14 protein-coding genes are annotated in these 14,801 nt (G+C 71.9%); 4 read left to right on the top strand and 10 right to left on the bottom strand.

Annotated elements, in window-relative coordinates; genetic code table 11:
• Positions 1-473 precede the first annotated feature (473 nt).
• Positions 474-1,100: a TetR/AcrR family transcriptional regulator gene (locus tag DMP23_RS12565; protein WP_037818099.1), complete on the bottom strand. Its 627-nt coding sequence runs from the start codon at positions 1,098-1,100 to the stop codon at positions 474-476.
• A gap of 159 nt (positions 1,101-1,259) precedes the next feature.
• Between DMP23_RS12565 and DMP23_RS12570 the strand changes: the two genes are divergently transcribed.
• Positions 1,260-1,700 (top strand): OsmC family protein, encoded by a 441-nt coding sequence (locus DMP23_RS12570; RefSeq protein WP_134729106.1) that lies wholly within the window; start codon positions 1,260-1,262, stop codon positions 1,698-1,700.
• A 279-nt stretch (positions 1,701-1,979) separates the two neighbouring features.
• Here DMP23_RS12570 and DMP23_RS12575 read toward each other — a convergent pair whose 3' ends face one another.
• On the bottom strand, positions 1,980-2,201 hold the full coding sequence (locus DMP23_RS12575) for a hypothetical protein (protein ID WP_037818102.1): 222 nt from the start codon (positions 2,199-2,201) through the stop codon (positions 1,980-1,982).
• Positions 2,202-2,504: 303 nt separating this feature from the next.
• Here DMP23_RS12575 and coaE point away from each other — a divergent pair, with 303 nt between their 5' ends.
• Together coaE and thrS are read left to right on the top strand one after the other, a co-directional pair.
• Complete coding sequence (gene coaE / locus DMP23_RS12580) at positions 2,505-3,689, top strand: dephospho-CoA kinase (protein WP_337821132.1); 1,185 nt, start codon at positions 2,505-2,507, stop codon at positions 3,687-3,689.
• 176 nt (positions 3,690-3,865) lie between these two features.
• Positions 3,866-5,074 carry a threonine--tRNA ligase gene (thrS, locus tag DMP23_RS12585; protein ID WP_443111260.1) on the top strand — a complete coding sequence of 403 codons (1,209 nt, stop codon included), beginning with the start codon at positions 3,866-3,868 and terminating at the stop codon, positions 5,072-5,074.
• Here the strand turns inward: thrS and DMP23_RS12590 are convergent.
• The 8 genes from DMP23_RS12590 to DMP23_RS12625 all read right to left on the bottom strand — a co-directional run bounded on the left by DMP23_RS12590 (position 5,071) and on the right by DMP23_RS12625 (position 13,237).
• Positions 5,071-5,697 (bottom strand): response regulator, encoded by a 627-nt coding sequence (locus DMP23_RS12590; protein ID WP_037818105.1) that lies wholly within the window; start codon positions 5,695-5,697, stop codon positions 5,071-5,073. The two genes, thrS and DMP23_RS12590, sit on opposite strands and share 4 nt — an antisense overlap.
• A complete protein-coding gene (locus DMP23_RS12595; RefSeq protein WP_037818107.1) occupies positions 5,694-6,938 on the bottom strand; it encodes a sensor histidine kinase in 1,245 nt (414 codons plus the stop codon). Before DMP23_RS12595 ends, DMP23_RS12590 begins: the two co-directional genes overlap by 4 nt.
• A gap of 83 nt (positions 6,939-7,021) precedes the next feature.
• Positions 7,022-8,539: an ArnT family glycosyltransferase gene (locus tag DMP23_RS12600; RefSeq protein WP_443111261.1), complete on the bottom strand. Its 1,518-nt coding sequence runs from the start codon at positions 8,537-8,539 to the stop codon at positions 7,022-7,024.
• Positions 8,540-8,634: 95 nt separating this feature from the next.
• Positions 8,635-10,149: an ArnT family glycosyltransferase gene (locus tag DMP23_RS12605; protein ID WP_167754126.1), complete on the bottom strand. Its 1,515-nt coding sequence runs from the start codon at positions 10,147-10,149 to the stop codon at positions 8,635-8,637.
• Positions 10,150-10,154: 5 nt separating this feature from the next.
• On the bottom strand, positions 10,155-10,892 hold the full coding sequence (locus tag DMP23_RS12610) for an ABC transporter permease (RefSeq protein ID WP_134729116.1): 738 nt from the start codon (positions 10,890-10,892) through the stop codon (positions 10,155-10,157).
• Positions 10,893-10,905: 13 nt separating this feature from the next.
• Positions 10,906-11,811 carry an ABC transporter ATP-binding protein gene (locus tag DMP23_RS12615; protein WP_134729118.1) on the bottom strand — a complete coding sequence of 302 codons (906 nt, stop codon included), beginning with the start codon at positions 11,809-11,811 and terminating at the stop codon, positions 10,906-10,908.
• Between the two features lie 71 nt (positions 11,812-11,882).
• A complete protein-coding gene (locus DMP23_RS12620) occupies positions 11,883-12,638 on the bottom strand; it encodes a class I SAM-dependent methyltransferase (RefSeq protein ID WP_134667995.1) in 756 nt (251 codons plus the stop codon).
• A gap of 80 nt (positions 12,639-12,718) precedes the next feature.
• Positions 12,719-13,237 carry a DUF402 domain-containing protein gene (locus DMP23_RS12625; RefSeq protein WP_337821134.1) on the bottom strand — a complete coding sequence of 173 codons (519 nt, stop codon included), beginning with the start codon at positions 13,235-13,237 and terminating at the stop codon, positions 12,719-12,721.
• Positions 13,238-13,351: 114 nt separating this feature from the next.
• Between DMP23_RS12625 and DMP23_RS12630 the strand changes: the two genes are divergently transcribed.
• On the top strand, positions 13,352-14,728 hold the full coding sequence (locus DMP23_RS12630; protein WP_337821135.1) for a DUF5685 family protein: 1,377 nt from the start codon (positions 13,352-13,354) through the stop codon (positions 14,726-14,728).
• The last annotated feature ends 73 nt before the right edge of the window (positions 14,729-14,801 follow it).

Consider the following 14,801-nt stretch of genomic DNA (forward strand, 5'->3'; position numbering starts at 1 on the left):
GCCCCGGTCCTGGTGGACCGGGGCCGAATTGTTTTTCTGGGTCTTGGGGCTGGCCGCAGTGCTGCGGGGCGACGTCGGGCCTTGCGGCGAAATCGGCGAACCTCGTGCGCGGCACACCTCGACCGCAGCGCGGGCCGGGGGCGTTGTCGTGCGCCGAAGGCTCGAACACCGGGCCGCGGACGTCGGGCCGAGCTGTTCTCCGAAGCCTGGCGCACCGGGCGCGGGTCAGTTGCGCAGCCCGAGCCCGTCGATCGTCGCGTGGACGCCGGGGCGGTAGGTGGTTCGTGCGCCGATTCGCCGGGCCTGAGAGCTAGTAGTCGCGCGGGCAGAACCGGTCGGTTCTCGCGGCGAAACTTCTGTGCAGCACACCCCGACCGCAGCGCGGGCCGGGGGCGTAGTCGTGCGCCGAAGGCTCGAACACCGGGCCGCGGACGGCCGAGCCGTTCTCCGCGGCTCGACGCACCGGGCGCGGGTCAGTTGCGCAGCCCGAGCCCGTCGATCGTCGCGTGGACTCCCCGGCGGTAGATGGTTTCGTGCGCGGATTCGTCCGAGCTGAGGAACCAGTCGTCGAGCGGGCTTTGCGAGCGGATCGTCAGCTCGACGCTCACCAGCCCGTGCATCGAGGTCCAGAGCAGGTAGCCGCATTCCTGCGCGACGACGTCCGGCGGGCAGACCCGGTCGATTTTCGCGACGAACTCGGCGAAACTCGTGCGCAGCACTCCCGACCGCAGCGCCGGGTCGGGGTCGTAGTCGTGCACCGAGCGCTCGAACATCAAGCCGTAGCGGGCCGGGCTCTCCAGCGCGAACCGGCGGTAGGCGAGGGCGACCTCGACCAGCTCGGCGATCCCGTCGTCCTGCGGAACGGTGCGCAGTTCCTCGCCCAGCAGGTCGAAAGCCCGCTCGTACAAGGCGTCCAGCAGACCGGTGCGGCCGCCGAAGCGCGTGTACACCGTGATCGTGGACGCCCCGGCCTGTTCGGCCACCGCGCGCACGGTCAATCCGGCGACGCCTCGTTCGCTGAGGACGGTCAAAGCCGCGTCGAGGAACCGGCCGCGGTTGTGCTGCTCCGCCGGCCGTGTCGAGAGATGCCGGGTGGCCATCTCCCACCCCCCTTTTGCCCGTGCTCCGCGGGAAGCGCGTCCGCTTCTCGCAAGCAGAAGATACGATATTCACGGCTTCTTGGGAACGTCGTTCCCGGACCGTCCACAAGCGACCGCCCGGACCGGGCGGGCGGTGCCGAGCAGAAGGAATCCCTCCCCATGACCCAGCCGGAACCCGGCATTGTCGTCGTCACCGATGCCGGGAGCGGCCGCTATGCACAGCGCGTCACGACCGCGGGCCACGAATTCCTCGCCGACGAACCGGAGAGCGTGGGCGGCGCGGACGCCGGTCCCACGCCGTACGACCTGCTGCTGTCCGCGCTCGGCACCTGCACCTCGATGACGCTGCGGATGTACGCCGACCGCAAGGGGATCCCGCTGACCCGCACGACCGTCCGGCTCCGGCACGACCGCGTGCACGCCCGCGACTGCGAACGCTGCGAGACCGAGGTCGGGCTGATCAGCCGGATCACCCGGGAAATCTCCCTGGAAGGCGACCTCGACGACGCCCAGCGCGCGCGGCTGCTGGAGATCGCGGACAAATGCCCGGTGCACCGCACGCTGAGCCACGAGATCGCGATCGAAACCCACGCGGTCTGACCCCGACCGGTCCGTGAAGGGCTCCTTGAGGGATTCAGAGTCCCTCGGGGAGTCCTTCACGGACTTCACCACCAACGCCGAGGACTCAAGCAGAGCCTCGCGGGCGCAGCTGAAGCGTGTCCGCCCAGGCCGACGCGGGTGGCGTGAGCGAGGTTCGTCCGTGAGGGCCACCCTGAGGGAATCAGAGTCCCTCAGGGTGGCCCTCACGTACTCGCCGTATTGCGCCGAGGTTGACGTCCTTCGTGGGTACCTCGCGGACCCTGTCGTGAGAGCGGCGGGTCAGGCGCGTTCCAGAGAAACCGAGGGGACCCAAGCACGTTCGAGCGCGGCTTCGCGGGCGCGGCGGCGGAGGCCGGCCAGGCTGTGCTTCGCGGGCACGAGCAGCGCGCTGAACCACGTGCGCCGGTACTCCGCTAGTGCGTCCGAGACCTGGCGATAGGAGACGCAGTGCACCAGACCCGGGGTGCCGAGCCGGTGCTTCCCGACGTGCTTCTCCGCCATTGTTCCTCCGTGTGGGCGACCCTTCCGCCGCGCACGGTACGCACTCGACCCGCGAAAACAGCGCAAGCACGCGGCGTGTCACCCACATCAGTTCGGCTACGCCCGAAAAAGTGCTTGCGTTTGCGCGGAGGGTGTGCGGGTACGTGTGCGATTGCACGTGCAGGGGGCCCGGTGTCGCCTGAGCGGGTGACGGCGGGGCTCGTTGCTCGTCCGGCCACGAGCGGAGCGACCCCTCGGTGCGGCGAAGTCGTTCGGCCTTGGCGGTGGTCGGATGGCCGATCATCGGCACAGTAGGGTGTGGCCATGCTGCGAGTGGGCCTGACGGGCGGGATCGGTGCTGGGAAGTCGACGGTGGCGAACCGGCTGGCCGAACACGGGGCCGTCGTCATCGACTCCGACCGCATCGCGCGCGAGGTCGTCGAGCCGGGCACGCCCGGGCTGGCCGCGCTGGCCGAGGCGTTCGGCGGGGAAATCCTCGCCGAGGACGGTTCGCTGGACCGTCCCGCGCTCGCCGCGCGCGCGTTCGCGGACGACGAATCGCGCAGGCGGCTGAACTCGATCGTGCATCCGCTGGTCGGGCAGCGCACCGGCGAGCTGATGGCCGCGGCCGCGGACGACGCGGTGGTGGTGCACGACGTGCCGCTGCTCGTGGAGAACGACCTCGCGCCCGCGTATCACCTGGTGCTGGTGGTCGACGCGCCGGTGGAGGTGCGGGTGCGCCGGCTGGTCGAGGTGCGCGGCATGCCCGAGGCCGACGCGCGGGCGCGGATCCGGGCGCAGGCCGCGGAGGAACAGCGGCGCGCCGTCGCGGACGTCTGGCTCGACAACGGCGGAACGCCGGACGTCGTGCTCGCCGAAGTGGACGCGTTGTGGGCGGACCGGCTGGTGCCGTTCGAGGCGAACCTCCGGCTGCGCAAACCGCGTCCGCCCGCCTCGCCGGTGATCTCGCCGTACGACTCGAGCTGGCCGCTGCAGGCCGAACGCCGGCTGGCGCGGCTGCGGCAGATCGCGGGTTCGCGGCTGGTGCGCGCGGACCACATCGGGTCCACCGCGGTGCCGGGCCTGCCCGCCAAGGACGTCCTCGACCTGCAGCTCACAGTGTCCTCTTTGGACGATGCGGACTCGCTCGCCGAGGCGCTCGCCGACGCCGGTTTCCCGCGCCGCGAAGGCGAATGGTGGGACGACCCGCAGGGCGGCGACGGGAAGTGGCTCAAGCGGTTCCACCAGAGCGCCGACCCGAAGCGGCCGGTCAACCTGCACGTCCGGTCCACCGAAACCCCGGCGTGGCGGCTCGCGCTGCTGTTCCGCGACTGGATCCGCGCGCACCCGGACGAGCGCGACAGCTACGCCCAGGTGAAGGAAGAACTGGCGCGCAAGCACTCCGCGGACGGCACGGTCGAGCAGTACGCGGAAGAGAAGCAGGGCTGGGTCAACGAGGCGTTCGTGCGCGCGGAGAAGTGGGCCGGGCAAAGCGGCTGGAAGCCCTGAGCCGGAAAACCGGATGCGGATCCGCCGGGTGCGGGTTACCGTTCGCGGCATGAAGCGCGCCCAGTCCACGACGACGCCGGATCCCGTCCCGGCGCGCTGAACACTGCCATTCGAGCCCGGGGCGAGCGCCCCGGGCTTCGTCGTGCGCTCGCCTCGCCTTCCGTGAGGAGACCGCCATGCCCGACCACCGCAAACTCGGCCGCGAACTCGGCCTGTTCGGCAGCGACCCGCTGATCGGGGCGGGACTGCCGTATCTGCTGCCCGACGGCGCCGCCGTGCGGCACGTGCTGGAGGAGTACGTCCGCGAGATCGAACGCCGGGCCGGCTACCGGCACGTGGCGTCGCCGGTGCTGGGGAAACGCGAGCTGTACGAGCTTTCCGGCCACTGGGCGCATTACCGCGACGACATGTTCCCGCCGATGGATGTCGGCGGCGAGCAGGTAGTGCTGCGGCCGAGCCTGTGCCCGCACCACGCGCTGATCTACCGTTCCCGCGCCCGCAGCCACCGCGAACTGCCGCTGCGGCTGGCCGAACTCGGCGGGATGTATCGCGCCGAACTGTCCGGCGTCCTCGGCGGGCTCAGCCGGGTGCGGGCGATCCAGTTGAACGACGCGCACATTTTCTGCCTTCCCGAGCAGGTCGGCGCGGAGGTGCGGGATGCGCTCGCGCTGATTCGCCGCGTGTACCGGGATCTTGGCTTGAAACCCGCGCGCTATCGCCTTTCCTTGCCGGACAACCGCGGCAAGTACGCCGGTGCGGCCGAGGCGTGGGAGCAGGCGGCCGAGGTGCTCGTCGACGCGCTCGACGGCATCGAGTACGAACGCGGTCCGGGCGAGGCCGCGTTCTACGGCCCGAAGATCGACATCCAGATCGCCGACAGTTCCGGCCGCGAATCGACCCTGTCCACCGTGCAGGTCGACCTGCACCAGCCGGAGCAGTTCGGGCTCGAATACGTCGGCCCGGACGGCCGCGCGCACCGGCCGGTACTGGTGCACCGCGCGGTGCTCGGCAGCCTGGAACGCGTGCTGGCACAACTGATCGAGGAACACGGCGGCGCGTTCCCGCCGTGGCTGGCACCGGTGCAAGTGGCGGTGCTTCCGGTTGGCGACGCGGAACTTGCGGCGGCCGAAGCGGTCGCGGAGGAGGCGATGGACTCCGGGTTGCGCGCCGAGGTCGTTCCGGCGGACCGGGGGAGCCTGGGCGCGCGGATCCGTGACCGGCGGCTGGTGCCGTACCAGGCGGTGCTCGGCCCGCGGGAGGCTGCGGAGGGGCTGATCGCGCCTCGGCTCCGGGACGGCCGGAAGCTGGATCCGTTGCCGGGCAAGGAGTTCGTGGCGGCGGTGGTGGCCCAGGTGGCGTCCCGCAGCAGCGACCTGTGGGGCTAGGACCCGATCAACCCGCGCTCGAAAGCCACCGCCACCGCGGCCGCCCGGTCCTTCACGCCGAGCTTCGCGTACGCGTGCAGCAGGTGCGTCTTCACCGTCGCCTCGCTGATGAACAGCTTCTTCGCCGCTTCCTTGTTCGTCGACCCGCGCGCGACGAGGTTCAGCACCTCGATTTCCCGCTGCGACAACGGTTCCTGGGCCGGTGCGCGCATCTGGCCCATGATCCGGCTCGCGACCGCGGGGGAGAGGACTGCCTCGCCGCGGGCGGCGGCGCGGACGGCGCGGAACAGTTCCTCGCGCGGCGAATCCTTCAGCAGGTAGCCGGTCGCGCCCGCTTCGATCGCGGGCAGCACGTCGGAATCCGTGTCGTACGTGGTCAGCACGAGCACGCGCGCCGGGTTGCCGAGGCGGGCGAGTTCGGTGATCGCGGCGACGCCGTCGGTTCCGGGCATCCGCAGATCCATCAGCACGACGTCCGGGCGAAGGGCCTCGGCGAGCGTGACCGCCTCGGCTCCGTGCGCGGCCTCGCCCAGCACCTCGAAGCCGCGCTCGCCGGTGAAGATGCCGCGCAGCCCGTCCCGGACGATCGGGTGGTCGTCGGCGATGAGCAGCGTGATGGTCATGAGGCCCCCTCGGTCGGATCCAGTGTCGCAGCCGGGATCGCGGGCAGGCGCGCCGAGATCGCGGTGCCGCCGCCCGGTTCGGACTCGACGTGCAGGGTGCCGGCGAGGCGTTCGGCGCGCCGCCGCATGCCGGGCAGGCCGTGCCCGCCTTCCGCCGAGGGCGGCGCGGGCGGGTGCGCGGGATCGAAGCCCACGCCGTCGTCGCGCGCGTCGAGAGTCACCTCGTCGCCCATGTACGACAGGGTGATCCCGGCTCGGCTGGCCCGCGCGTGTTTGGCCACATTGGACAGTGCTTCCTGGGTGATCCGCAGCAGGCTGGCTTCCAGCTCCGGATGCAGCGGGACGGCGGTCCCGGTGGTCGAGAATTCCGCGGGCACGCCGGTGCGTTCGCTCCACAGCCGCGCGACCTCGGCCAGCGCTTCGGGCAGCGTCGCGGTTTCGAGCGGTTCCGGGCGCAGCGCGGCGACCGAACGCCGGGCCGCGGTGAGGTTTTCCCGGGCGAGCTGGGTGGCCGCGGCGAGGTGGCGTTCCCATTCGGCCGTGTCGCCGCGGGCTTGGGCGGCGGCTTCGAGCTGGGTGATGATCCCGGTGAATCCCTGTGCGAGCGTGTCGTGGATTTCCTGGCTCAGCCGCTGCCGCTCGTCGAGCACGCCCGCTTCGCGCGCCTGCGTGAGCAGTTGCCGCTGCAGCCCGCGGTTCTCCGCCTCGGCCGCAGCCAGCTGGTCGAGCATCCGCTTGCGTTCGGCGTTCTGCCTGCCCACGGCGGCGAAGACCGCGCCGCCGCCGCTGATCGCCGCGGTCTGCACGGTCACCAGCGCGATCCAGATCCCCGGCGAGTCCGACAGCGCGTGGATCGGCCCGCCGAGCGTCATGGTGTTGATCAGCAGCGACGTGACGCCGATGCCGAGCACGGCCAGCACCATCGGCTTCATCCGCATCGCGGCGAAGAACGCGTAGATCATGAAGATGACGAAGTACGTTTCGCGCGCTTCGAGGATCGCGCCGAACGTGACGACCCCGGCGAACGCCACCGCGGCGGTCACCGGGTGATCGCGGAGCTTCGGGCTGAGCACGACGGTCGTCAGCAGCAGCCAGACCGCGGCGCCGGCGGCGATCAGCAGGGTGGCCGTCCGGTAGTCGCTCGTCCGGCCGCTGCCCAGCACGGTGAGCAGGACGGAGACCGCCAGCAGGAGCCACGCGAGCACGGTCTCGGCCTGGCTGAACCACCGGTGCCACCGCACCGGCGTCCTTTCTTTCCACCCCACCGCCGGAGGCGTCAGCGAGCCCCGCCAGTCGAGTTTGACCCCCCGGAGGTCTTCGAGCCTCACGCCTTGAGGTCCTTCAGCTGCGGCCAGATCCCGGCCCAGGAGCCGATCCGGCCCTCGAGCAGCCAGATCGGCATGTGCCGGCTGGAATTCGGGACGCCGAGCCGGTTGTCGACCTCGCCGACGACGCGCGCGGACCGGAAGTGCGCCGCCAGCTTCGCCGGTTCGCGGCCGATGAACAGCACGGTGTCGGCGTTGTCGTTCGGGCGGCCGAAGTACCAGAATCCGCGGCTCGCGCTGTACGCCTCGGGCAAGCCCTGCTCCGGCCCGTAGCGGCCGAGCGCGCCGGCTTGCCAGTACCCGCCGGTGACGAGCGCGGTGCGGGTCCGTTCCTCCGGCGGCAGCGCGCGGTACTGCTTGGCGACGGACGCGGCCAGGTCCGGCCAGCCGTATTCCTCCATCGCGTACGCCGGGCGCGGCGCGGTCGGATGCTCGACCAGCCACTGCTCCGGCCACACCGGGAGCGCGTAGGGCAGGCTGTAGAGCGCGGAGAGGACGAACAGCGGCCACGTCGGAACCCAGCGCCACCACAACGCGGGCCGCCGGTCCTGCAGGTGCACCGCGGCGGCTGCCCACAGGATGCCGAAAGTGCCCGCGGCGTAATAGAACCGGCCGTTGCCGATCAGGAAGATCGCGAAGACTCCGAGCGCGGTCCAGCCGAGGAACCGGTACGCGCGCAGCCGGGCGCTGCCGAGCAGCACAGCCAGCCCGTACAGCACGCCCAGCGCGCCGATGACCAGACCGGCTCCGGCGAGCAGCGCGGGCACGAACATCGCCCGGCCGCCCGCTTCCTCGACCTCGCGCGAGACCGCGTCGCCCATGCCCAGCTGCGGCCAGCCGTTCGCGGCTTGCCACAGCAAGGTCGGCACGCACGCGACCGCGGCGATCGCCGCGCCGGCCCACAGTTTGGGGCGGCGCAACAGGTCCCGCGGCCCGAACACGAGCGCGGTGATCGCGGTGACCGCCCAGAACCCGCCGATCAGGAACTTCACGTTGAGCCCGACCGCCGTCGCGACGCCGAGCCACAGCAGCAGGTTGTCGTCGCGGGTGCGGATCCAGCGCACCAGCAGCCACAGCACGATCGTCCACAGCAGCGGGTCCACAGTGGACGTCGCGAGGTAGTGGCCGCTGCCGACGAACTGCCCGCAGATCGCGTACGCCGCGGCGGCGCGGGTCTGCGCCTTGCGTTCGCCGCCCATTTCGCGGGCGATGAGCGCGGTGAACACCACGCCCGCGGCGGTCGCCAGGATCGCCGGGATCCGGAACACGACGAGCGAGCCCGGCGCGACCGTGTTCGCCAGCCAGGCGAGGAACGGCAGCACGGGCGGCTGGTCCGCGTAGCCCCACGCGAGGTGCTTGCCCGCGGCGAGGAAGTACAGCTCGTCGCCGAAGTAGCCGTAGCGGCCGGCGGTGGCGAGGAGTACGGCGGCGGTCCCCGCGGCGAGCAGGAAGACCGGCCGCCGGGCGAACCCGGCGAGCGCGCGGCCGGGCGTGCTCGGTGCGGTGGCCGTGGTCACGGCATCCATCCTGCTCCCTGTCGGCGAATCGGGGGCTGGCCTCGCCCGCACCCTACGGGCGAGGCCGTCCGCCGTCCCACTGCGGGTGCCGCCGGTCAAGTCCCGGTGTTCGCCAGCTCGGGCCAGATTTCCGCCCACGGCCGCAGCCGCGCCGTGGCCAGCCACATCGGGGTGCCGTCGAGCACACTCGGCTTCGCGTTCCCGGTCGTGACCGCGCCGACCGGCTCGAGGTGGGCGAAGCGCCCGAGCAACGGCCGGGGATCGGCCCCGACGAACAGGACGTCGCGCGCCGAATCGGGCGGGACGGCCAGCGTCGCGTACCCGCGGTTCGGGCTGGTCGGCTCGGGCAGGCCCAGGTCGGGGCCGTAGCGGTCAAGCGCGCTCGCCGTCCAGTAGGTCTCGCCGACGATCGCGGTGTGTGCCGGGTCGGGCACGCCGCGGAACGCCTTGGCGACCGACTGCGCGGCTTCCGGCCAGCCGACTTCACCGAAGGAGAAGGCGGGCGTCGGCAGCGACGGGTTCTTCTCGACCCAGGAGTGCGGCCAGACCGGCAGCGCGGCGGGCAGCATCAGCAGCGCGGAGAGCACGAAGACCGGCCACGTCGGGATCCAGCGCCACCACCGCGCCGCCTGCCCGTTCTCGAGCTCCACCGCCGCGACCGCCCAGCACGGCGCGAACATGCCCGCGATGTAGTACGAACGGCCGTTCACCGCGATGAACACCACCGCCAGCGCGAGCGTCGTCCAGGCGAGGAAGCGGTAGGCGCGGAACCGCGGCGAACGCAGCAGCCGCCACAGGCCGTAGCCGAGCAGCACGAGCCCGATCGGGACGCCGGCGAGCAGCAGCACCTGCGGGATCCAGGTCAGCCGCCCGCCCCAGGACTGGCCGACCTCGTGCGAGATCGCCGCGCCCATGCCCAGCTGCGGCCAGCCGTGCTGGGCCTGCCACACGAGCGTCGGCACCAGCGCCAGCGCGGCGATCGCGGCCCCGGCCCACAGCAGCGGGCGGCGCAGCAGGTCGCGCGGGCCGCAGATCAGCAACGCGATCCCGGCGACGATCCAGAAGCCGCCGATCAGGAACTTCACGTACAACGCGAACGCGGTGACGATCCCGGCCCACAGCAGCAGGCCGTCGCGCCGGGTCCGGATCCAGCGGACGAGCAGCCAGAGCAGGACGGTCCAGAGGAACGGGTCGAGCGTCGAGGTCGCCAGGTAGTGGCCGCTGGCGACGAACTGGGTGCAGGCGGCGAAGGTCGCGGCGGTGATCGCCTGCGCGCGGGTGCGCCCGCCGAGTTCGCGGGCGACGAGCGCGGCGAACACGACGCCGGCGAGCATCGCCAGCATCGCCGGGAGCCGCAGGACGAACAGCGAATCCGGCGCGATCGCGTCCATCGCGCGGGCGAGCAGCGGCAGCAGCGGCGGCTGGTCCACGTAGCCCCAGGCCAGATGCCGTCCGGCGGCGAGGAAGTACAGCTCGTCGCCGAAGTAGCCGTAGTTGTTCGCGGTGAGCGCCATCGGCACCGCCATCAGGGCGGCGATGCCGAACACCGGCATCCGGGCGAACGGCGCGACCGAGCGGGCTGTCGTGGCTTCTTCCTGTGTCGTGGTCATCGCGCTCACTCCCAGCGGAAGAATCGGGCGGCGAGCGTCGAGCACACGATGGCGAACACTGCGAGGGCCACCATCGGCAGCCAGTGCGGCGCGTGTCCGGCGGCGGTGTCGCGCAGGCTGCCGAGCGTCGCACCGAGCGGCAGGACGTCAGCGATGTGCTGCAGCACCGGGGACAGTTGCTCCTTCGGCACCCAGACGCCGCCGAGCGCGAGCATCGGGAAGAACACCGCCGCGCCGATCCCGTTCGCCGCGCGGGCGCTCGGGACGAACGCGGCGAGCAGCGTGCCCATCGAGAACAGCGACACCGCGCCGAGCAGCGTGACCGCGAGGAAGCCGCCCGGATTCTTCGGCAGGGCCATGCCGAGCGCGATCGTGCCCACCCCCACGACGAGCACGATCGCGACCACGGCGCTGGCGAGGTTCACCAGCAGTTGCGCGGCGAGCAGCCGCGACGGCGGCATCGGGCTGGCGGCCAGCCGCTTCAGGACCCCCTTCTCCCGGTGCGAGGCCATCGCGGCCGGCAGCAGGTACACCGCGAGCATGCCGAGCAGGAGCGCCACCGCCATCGGCGCGATCACCGTGGCCAGCGGCGACTCGCCGCCGTACTGGGCGCTCGGCTCGCGCGAACCCGGCATCAGCCCGAACACCAGCAGCAGCGCCAGCGGGATCCCGAGCACCGCGGCGGGCGCGCCCGGGTCGCGGAGGAAGATCTTCGCCTCGGCGACAGTCAGCTTCGAGAGCATTTCCAGGTCCCCCTCAGTCCAGTTTCCGGCCGGTCAGCGCGACGAACGCGTCGTCGAGGCTGGCCTGCTCCACCCGCAGATCCCCCGCGACGACGCCGGTGCGGGCGAGGAACGACGTCACCGCCTGCAGCGCGCCGTCGCCTCCGGTCACCACGAGGTGCGCGCCGTTCCGCTCGACCTTCCGCACGCTCGGCAGCCCGGCCAGCGCCTGCGGGTCCACCGGCGCGGACGGGCGGAACCGGATGCGCTGCTCGCCGCCGACCCGGCCGACCAGCCCCGCCGGGGTGTCGGTCGCGACGACGCGGCCGGCGTCGATCACCGCGATCCGGTCGCACAGCCGTTCCGCCTCCTCCATGAAGTGCGTGACGAGCACGACCGTCACGCCTTCCGCGCGGACGGCTTCGACGAGGTCCCAGGTGTCGCGGCGGGCCTGCGGGTCGAGACCGGTGGTCAGTTCGTCGAGCACCACCACCTCGGGGCTGCCGATCAGCGCGAGCGCGATCGACACGCGCTGCTGCTGGCCGCCGGAAAGCTTGCGGTAGAAGGTGTTCCGCTGTTCGGTGAGCCCGAGCAGGCCCATCAGCCGCGCCGGATCGGCCGGCGTGCGGTACATCGCGGCGAACAGGTCGAGCACCTCGCGGACGCGCAACCGGTCGGGCAGCCGGCTTTCCTGCAACTGGACGCCGAGGCGCTGGCGCAGTTCGCGGACGTCGCGCCGCGGGTCGAGCCCGAGCACCGAAACGGTGCCGCCGTCGGGGGAGCGCAGGCCCTCGACGCATTCCACCGTGGTGGTCTTGCCCGCGCCGTTCGGGCCGAGGATCCCGAAGATCTCGCCCTGCTCGACGGTGAACGAAACGTCTTCCACAGCGGTCTTCTCGCGATAGCGTTTATGGAGGTTCCGCACCTCGATGACCGGCATTGCCTGGGAGTCCCCTCTCGAATCGCAGCGGTTGCTGCCTTCGAGAATCCCGGCCGGAGCGGCCGATCGGATCAGCGGAACGGCGCGACTTCCGGTCCACCGGCTGTCCGCCGCGCATCCACCGATCGGTGGATGCGGAAGTAGATCATCGGGTTGTCGCGCCCGGTGTGCACGGTGCTGTCGACGCCGAGTTCGCGCCTGAGTTCGTCGAGGCAAGCGTACGCGTGTTTCGCGCGGGCGCGTGCCGCGGTGAAGTACGGGGTCTGCGTTTTTTCCAGCCAGCGCACCACTTCAGTGCCTTCGGTGAACGGCAGCGGGGTGGCGCGGTGGAACACGTCGTGCACGCTCACCGCGGCGTCGATCTTCGGGAAGACGTCGGAGAGGTACCACCTCGCGAAGCGCGCGCCGTGGTCGGCGTCGATGAAGAGATAGTCCACATCGGACAGCACCGCGCCGGCGAGGGTGCGCGCGTCGCCCTGGCGGAACTCCCAGCGGCCTTTCGCCAGCGCGTGCGGAACGGTCTTGGTGGCGTTGCCGATGAGGTCGATCGTGGTCAGCTTGCCGGTGCCGTTGTCCGCCAGCGCGCGGAGGATCCAGCTCGTCGACCACCCGTGCAGCGAACCGATCTCCACGACTTTCTCCGGGCGCAGGTGCCGCAGGAGCAGGTAGGTGATCTCCGCCTCGACGTCGTCCAGTTGCGTCTTCATCGCCGGATGCGCGTTGCGGTGCGCCCGCTGAGCGTCCTTCGCGGCGCGCAACGCTTCAGTGTGTTCGCGATAGAGCGAGCGGACGAGGTCGAGCGTCACCTGGTGTGCGGTTCGTTCCATGCCGCTGATCGTGGCCGGGCGAACCGCCCCGGGTAATCCGGCTGACCGCCGGGCAGGGGAGGGGAATCCCCCGTTCCCGGTTAGGGATGCCTGCGCCAGCCGAGCGTCATGTCCTTTGTGGACAGCCAGGCGGCCAGGTCGTATCCGTGCGCGGCGAGGCCCTCGACGGCGGCGTAGGCGACTTCGAGCGCGTACTCGCCGTCTTGCTGCGAGAGCAGGTTCCCGGCGACGGCGGCGAGCAGTTCGTCGGTGTCGATCACCCGTACCGAGATCTTGTCCTTGAGCACGAGGTCGAGGTAGAGGTCGGTGGCGACCCAGCGCGGGCCGTCGCGGTGCACGCGCACGACGTCGAGGTAGAAGTCCTGGTCCCGTTCGTGGCCGGGGCTGAACCAGAAGTCGGTGATCCGCAGCCCGAGTCCCGGAAGCAGCCAGGACTCGAGGTAGTGGAACTGCGCCCGCCCCGGCGCCGGGCGCGCCAGGTACAGGCCGAACGGCTCCTCGCGGAACTCGTCCACGTCGCGGCGGATGCCCTTGTTGTCGATGTTCACGCGGGCGGCCGGGTCGAACCTCTCGACCTTGGGCGGGTGCAGATCGGTCATCCGCCCATCCTGCCTTGCCCGCGCCCTTCGCGAGAATCGCCGGAACCCGGGTCAGGGGTCCGGCCGGCGGGCTAAAGTTCGCGGGTCATTCGGTTCTCCTGGGGGGACGCGCACTTGTTCGGGATCATCAGACCCTGCCGGCACCGGCTGGCCGGCCGGCTGCACGCGGACTGGATGGCACACCTGTGCGGCCTCTGCCTCGCGCTGCGCGACCAGCACGGGCAGTTCGCCCGCGTCGTGACGAACTACGACGCGCTGATCGTGTCGGCGCTGGTCGAGGCGCAGACGCCGAGCGGACCCCGGCGGGCCGCGGGACCGTGCCCGCTGCGGTCGATGCGCCCGGCGTCGGTCGCGGTCGGCGACGGAGCCCGGCTCGCCGCGGCGGTGTCGCTGGTCCTGGCCTCGGCGAAGGTGGCCGACCACGTCGCCGACCGGGACGGCGCTTTCGCCCGGCGCCCGGTCGCCGGTGCGGCACGGCTCGTCGCCCGACGCTGGGCCGCGCAGGGCGGCCGGACCGGTGCGGATATCGGCTTCGACACCGCGGTCCTGACCGAAGTGGTCGGCCGCCAGGGCGAGCTGGAACGCGCGATACGCGCCGGGGACTCGCCGTTGCTGGCGACCGAACCGGCTGAGCTGGCGTCGTCTGCGGCGTTCGCGCAGACCGCGGTGATCGCCGGACGTCCGGGCAACCGCGCACCGCTCGCGGAGGCCGGACGGCTGTTCGGCCGGGTGGCCCACCTGCTCGACGCGGTGGAGGACCTGGCCGCGGATGCCGCGTCCGGGTCCTGGAATCCGTTGCTGGCCACGGGAACCGCGCTGGACGAGGCCCACCGGCTGTGCTCGGACGCGGTGCTCGGGGTCGAGCTGGCGTTGCGCGAGGCCGAGTTCACCGATTCGGCGCTGGTGCACGCGTTGCTGGTGCACGAGCTGCGGCAGGCGGTGCGGCGGGCGTTCGGGCATCACCACTTGCACGGCCAGCAGCCGCCGCCCGGGTGGATCGGGCCGGGGCCGACGCCGCAGCAGTCGCCGTACGGACCGGGGCCCGGGCAGCCGGGGATGCCCGCGTCGTGGCCGCCGCCGGGGACGCCCGCGTACGGGCCGCCGCCGGGCTACGGCACTCCGGTTCCGGGGTATGGACCTGCGGGCATGCCCGGATCCGGCGGTCCTACCGGTCCTGGTGGCCCGGGTGGTCCAGGTGGTCCAGGTGGGCCCGGTGGTCCGGACGGTCCCGAGCCGCCGGAAGGCGGGGATTCGCTGGACGGCAAGGGAGGCGGCTGCTGGGTGCCGAAGTTCGCCGTCCCGCCGAAACGCCGGAACTTCTTCGCGGGCTGCGCGATCGCGACGTACATGTGCTGCTCCTGCCAGTTCTGCTGCCGCGACCCGTACCCGGGCCCCTGGAGCGGCGAACCGAACAGCGGCAGCTGCGACTGCTGCGATTGCGGCGGATGCGACTGCGATTGCTGCGGCGGGTGCGACTGCTGCAGCTGCTGAGCCGTCCGCGGGGTCCCCGCACCGCCGTCCGGGGAGCCCGCGAGGACGGCAGATCCCCAGCTCAGCGGGGCCG

The sequence above is a fragment of the Amycolatopsis sp. A1MSW2902 genome (assembly GCF_017312175.1).
GTDB classification, from domain to species: domain Bacteria; phylum Actinomycetota; class Actinomycetes; order Mycobacteriales; family Pseudonocardiaceae; genus Amycolatopsis; species Amycolatopsis nivea.

What these genes read in the sequence shown, in the direction of transcription:
- DMP23_RS12565 (WP_037818099.1), bottom strand. Translation starts at nt 1,100, where the DNA reads ATGGCCACCCGGCATCTCTCGACACGGCCGGCGGAGCAGCACAACCGC.
- DMP23_RS12570 (WP_134729106.1), top strand. Translation starts at nt 1,260, where the DNA reads ATGACCCAGCCGGAACCCGGCATTGTCGTCGTCACCGATGCCGGGAGC.
- DMP23_RS12575 (WP_037818102.1), bottom strand. Translation starts at nt 2,201, where the DNA reads ATGGCGGAGAAGCACGTCGGGAAGCACCGGCTCGGCACCCCGGGTCTG.
- coaE (WP_337821132.1), top strand. Translation starts at nt 2,505, where the DNA reads ATGCTGCGAGTGGGCCTGACGGGCGGGATCGGTGCTGGGAAGTCGACG.
- thrS (WP_443111260.1), top strand. Translation starts at nt 3,866, where the DNA reads ATGCCCGACCACCGCAAACTCGGCCGCGAACTCGGCCTGTTCGGCAGC.
- DMP23_RS12590 (WP_037818105.1), bottom strand. Translation starts at nt 5,697, where the DNA reads ATGACCATCACGCTGCTCATCGCCGACGACCACCCGATCGTCCGGGAC.
- DMP23_RS12605 (WP_167754126.1), bottom strand. Translation starts at nt 10,149, where the DNA reads ATGACCACGACACAGGAAGAAGCCACGACAGCCCGCTCGGTCGCGCCG.
- DMP23_RS12610 (WP_134729116.1), bottom strand. Translation starts at nt 10,892, where the DNA reads ATGCTCTCGAAGCTGACTGTCGCCGAGGCGAAGATCTTCCTCCGCGAC.
- DMP23_RS12615 (WP_134729118.1), bottom strand. Translation starts at nt 11,811, where the DNA reads ATGCCGGTCATCGAGGTGCGGAACCTCCATAAACGCTATCGCGAGAAG.
- DMP23_RS12620 (WP_134667995.1), bottom strand. Translation starts at nt 12,638, where the DNA reads ATGGAACGAACCGCACACCAGGTGACGCTCGACCTCGTCCGCTCGCTC.
- DMP23_RS12625 (WP_337821134.1), bottom strand. Translation starts at nt 13,237, where the DNA reads ATGACCGATCTGCACCCGCCCAAGGTCGAGAGGTTCGACCCGGCCGCC.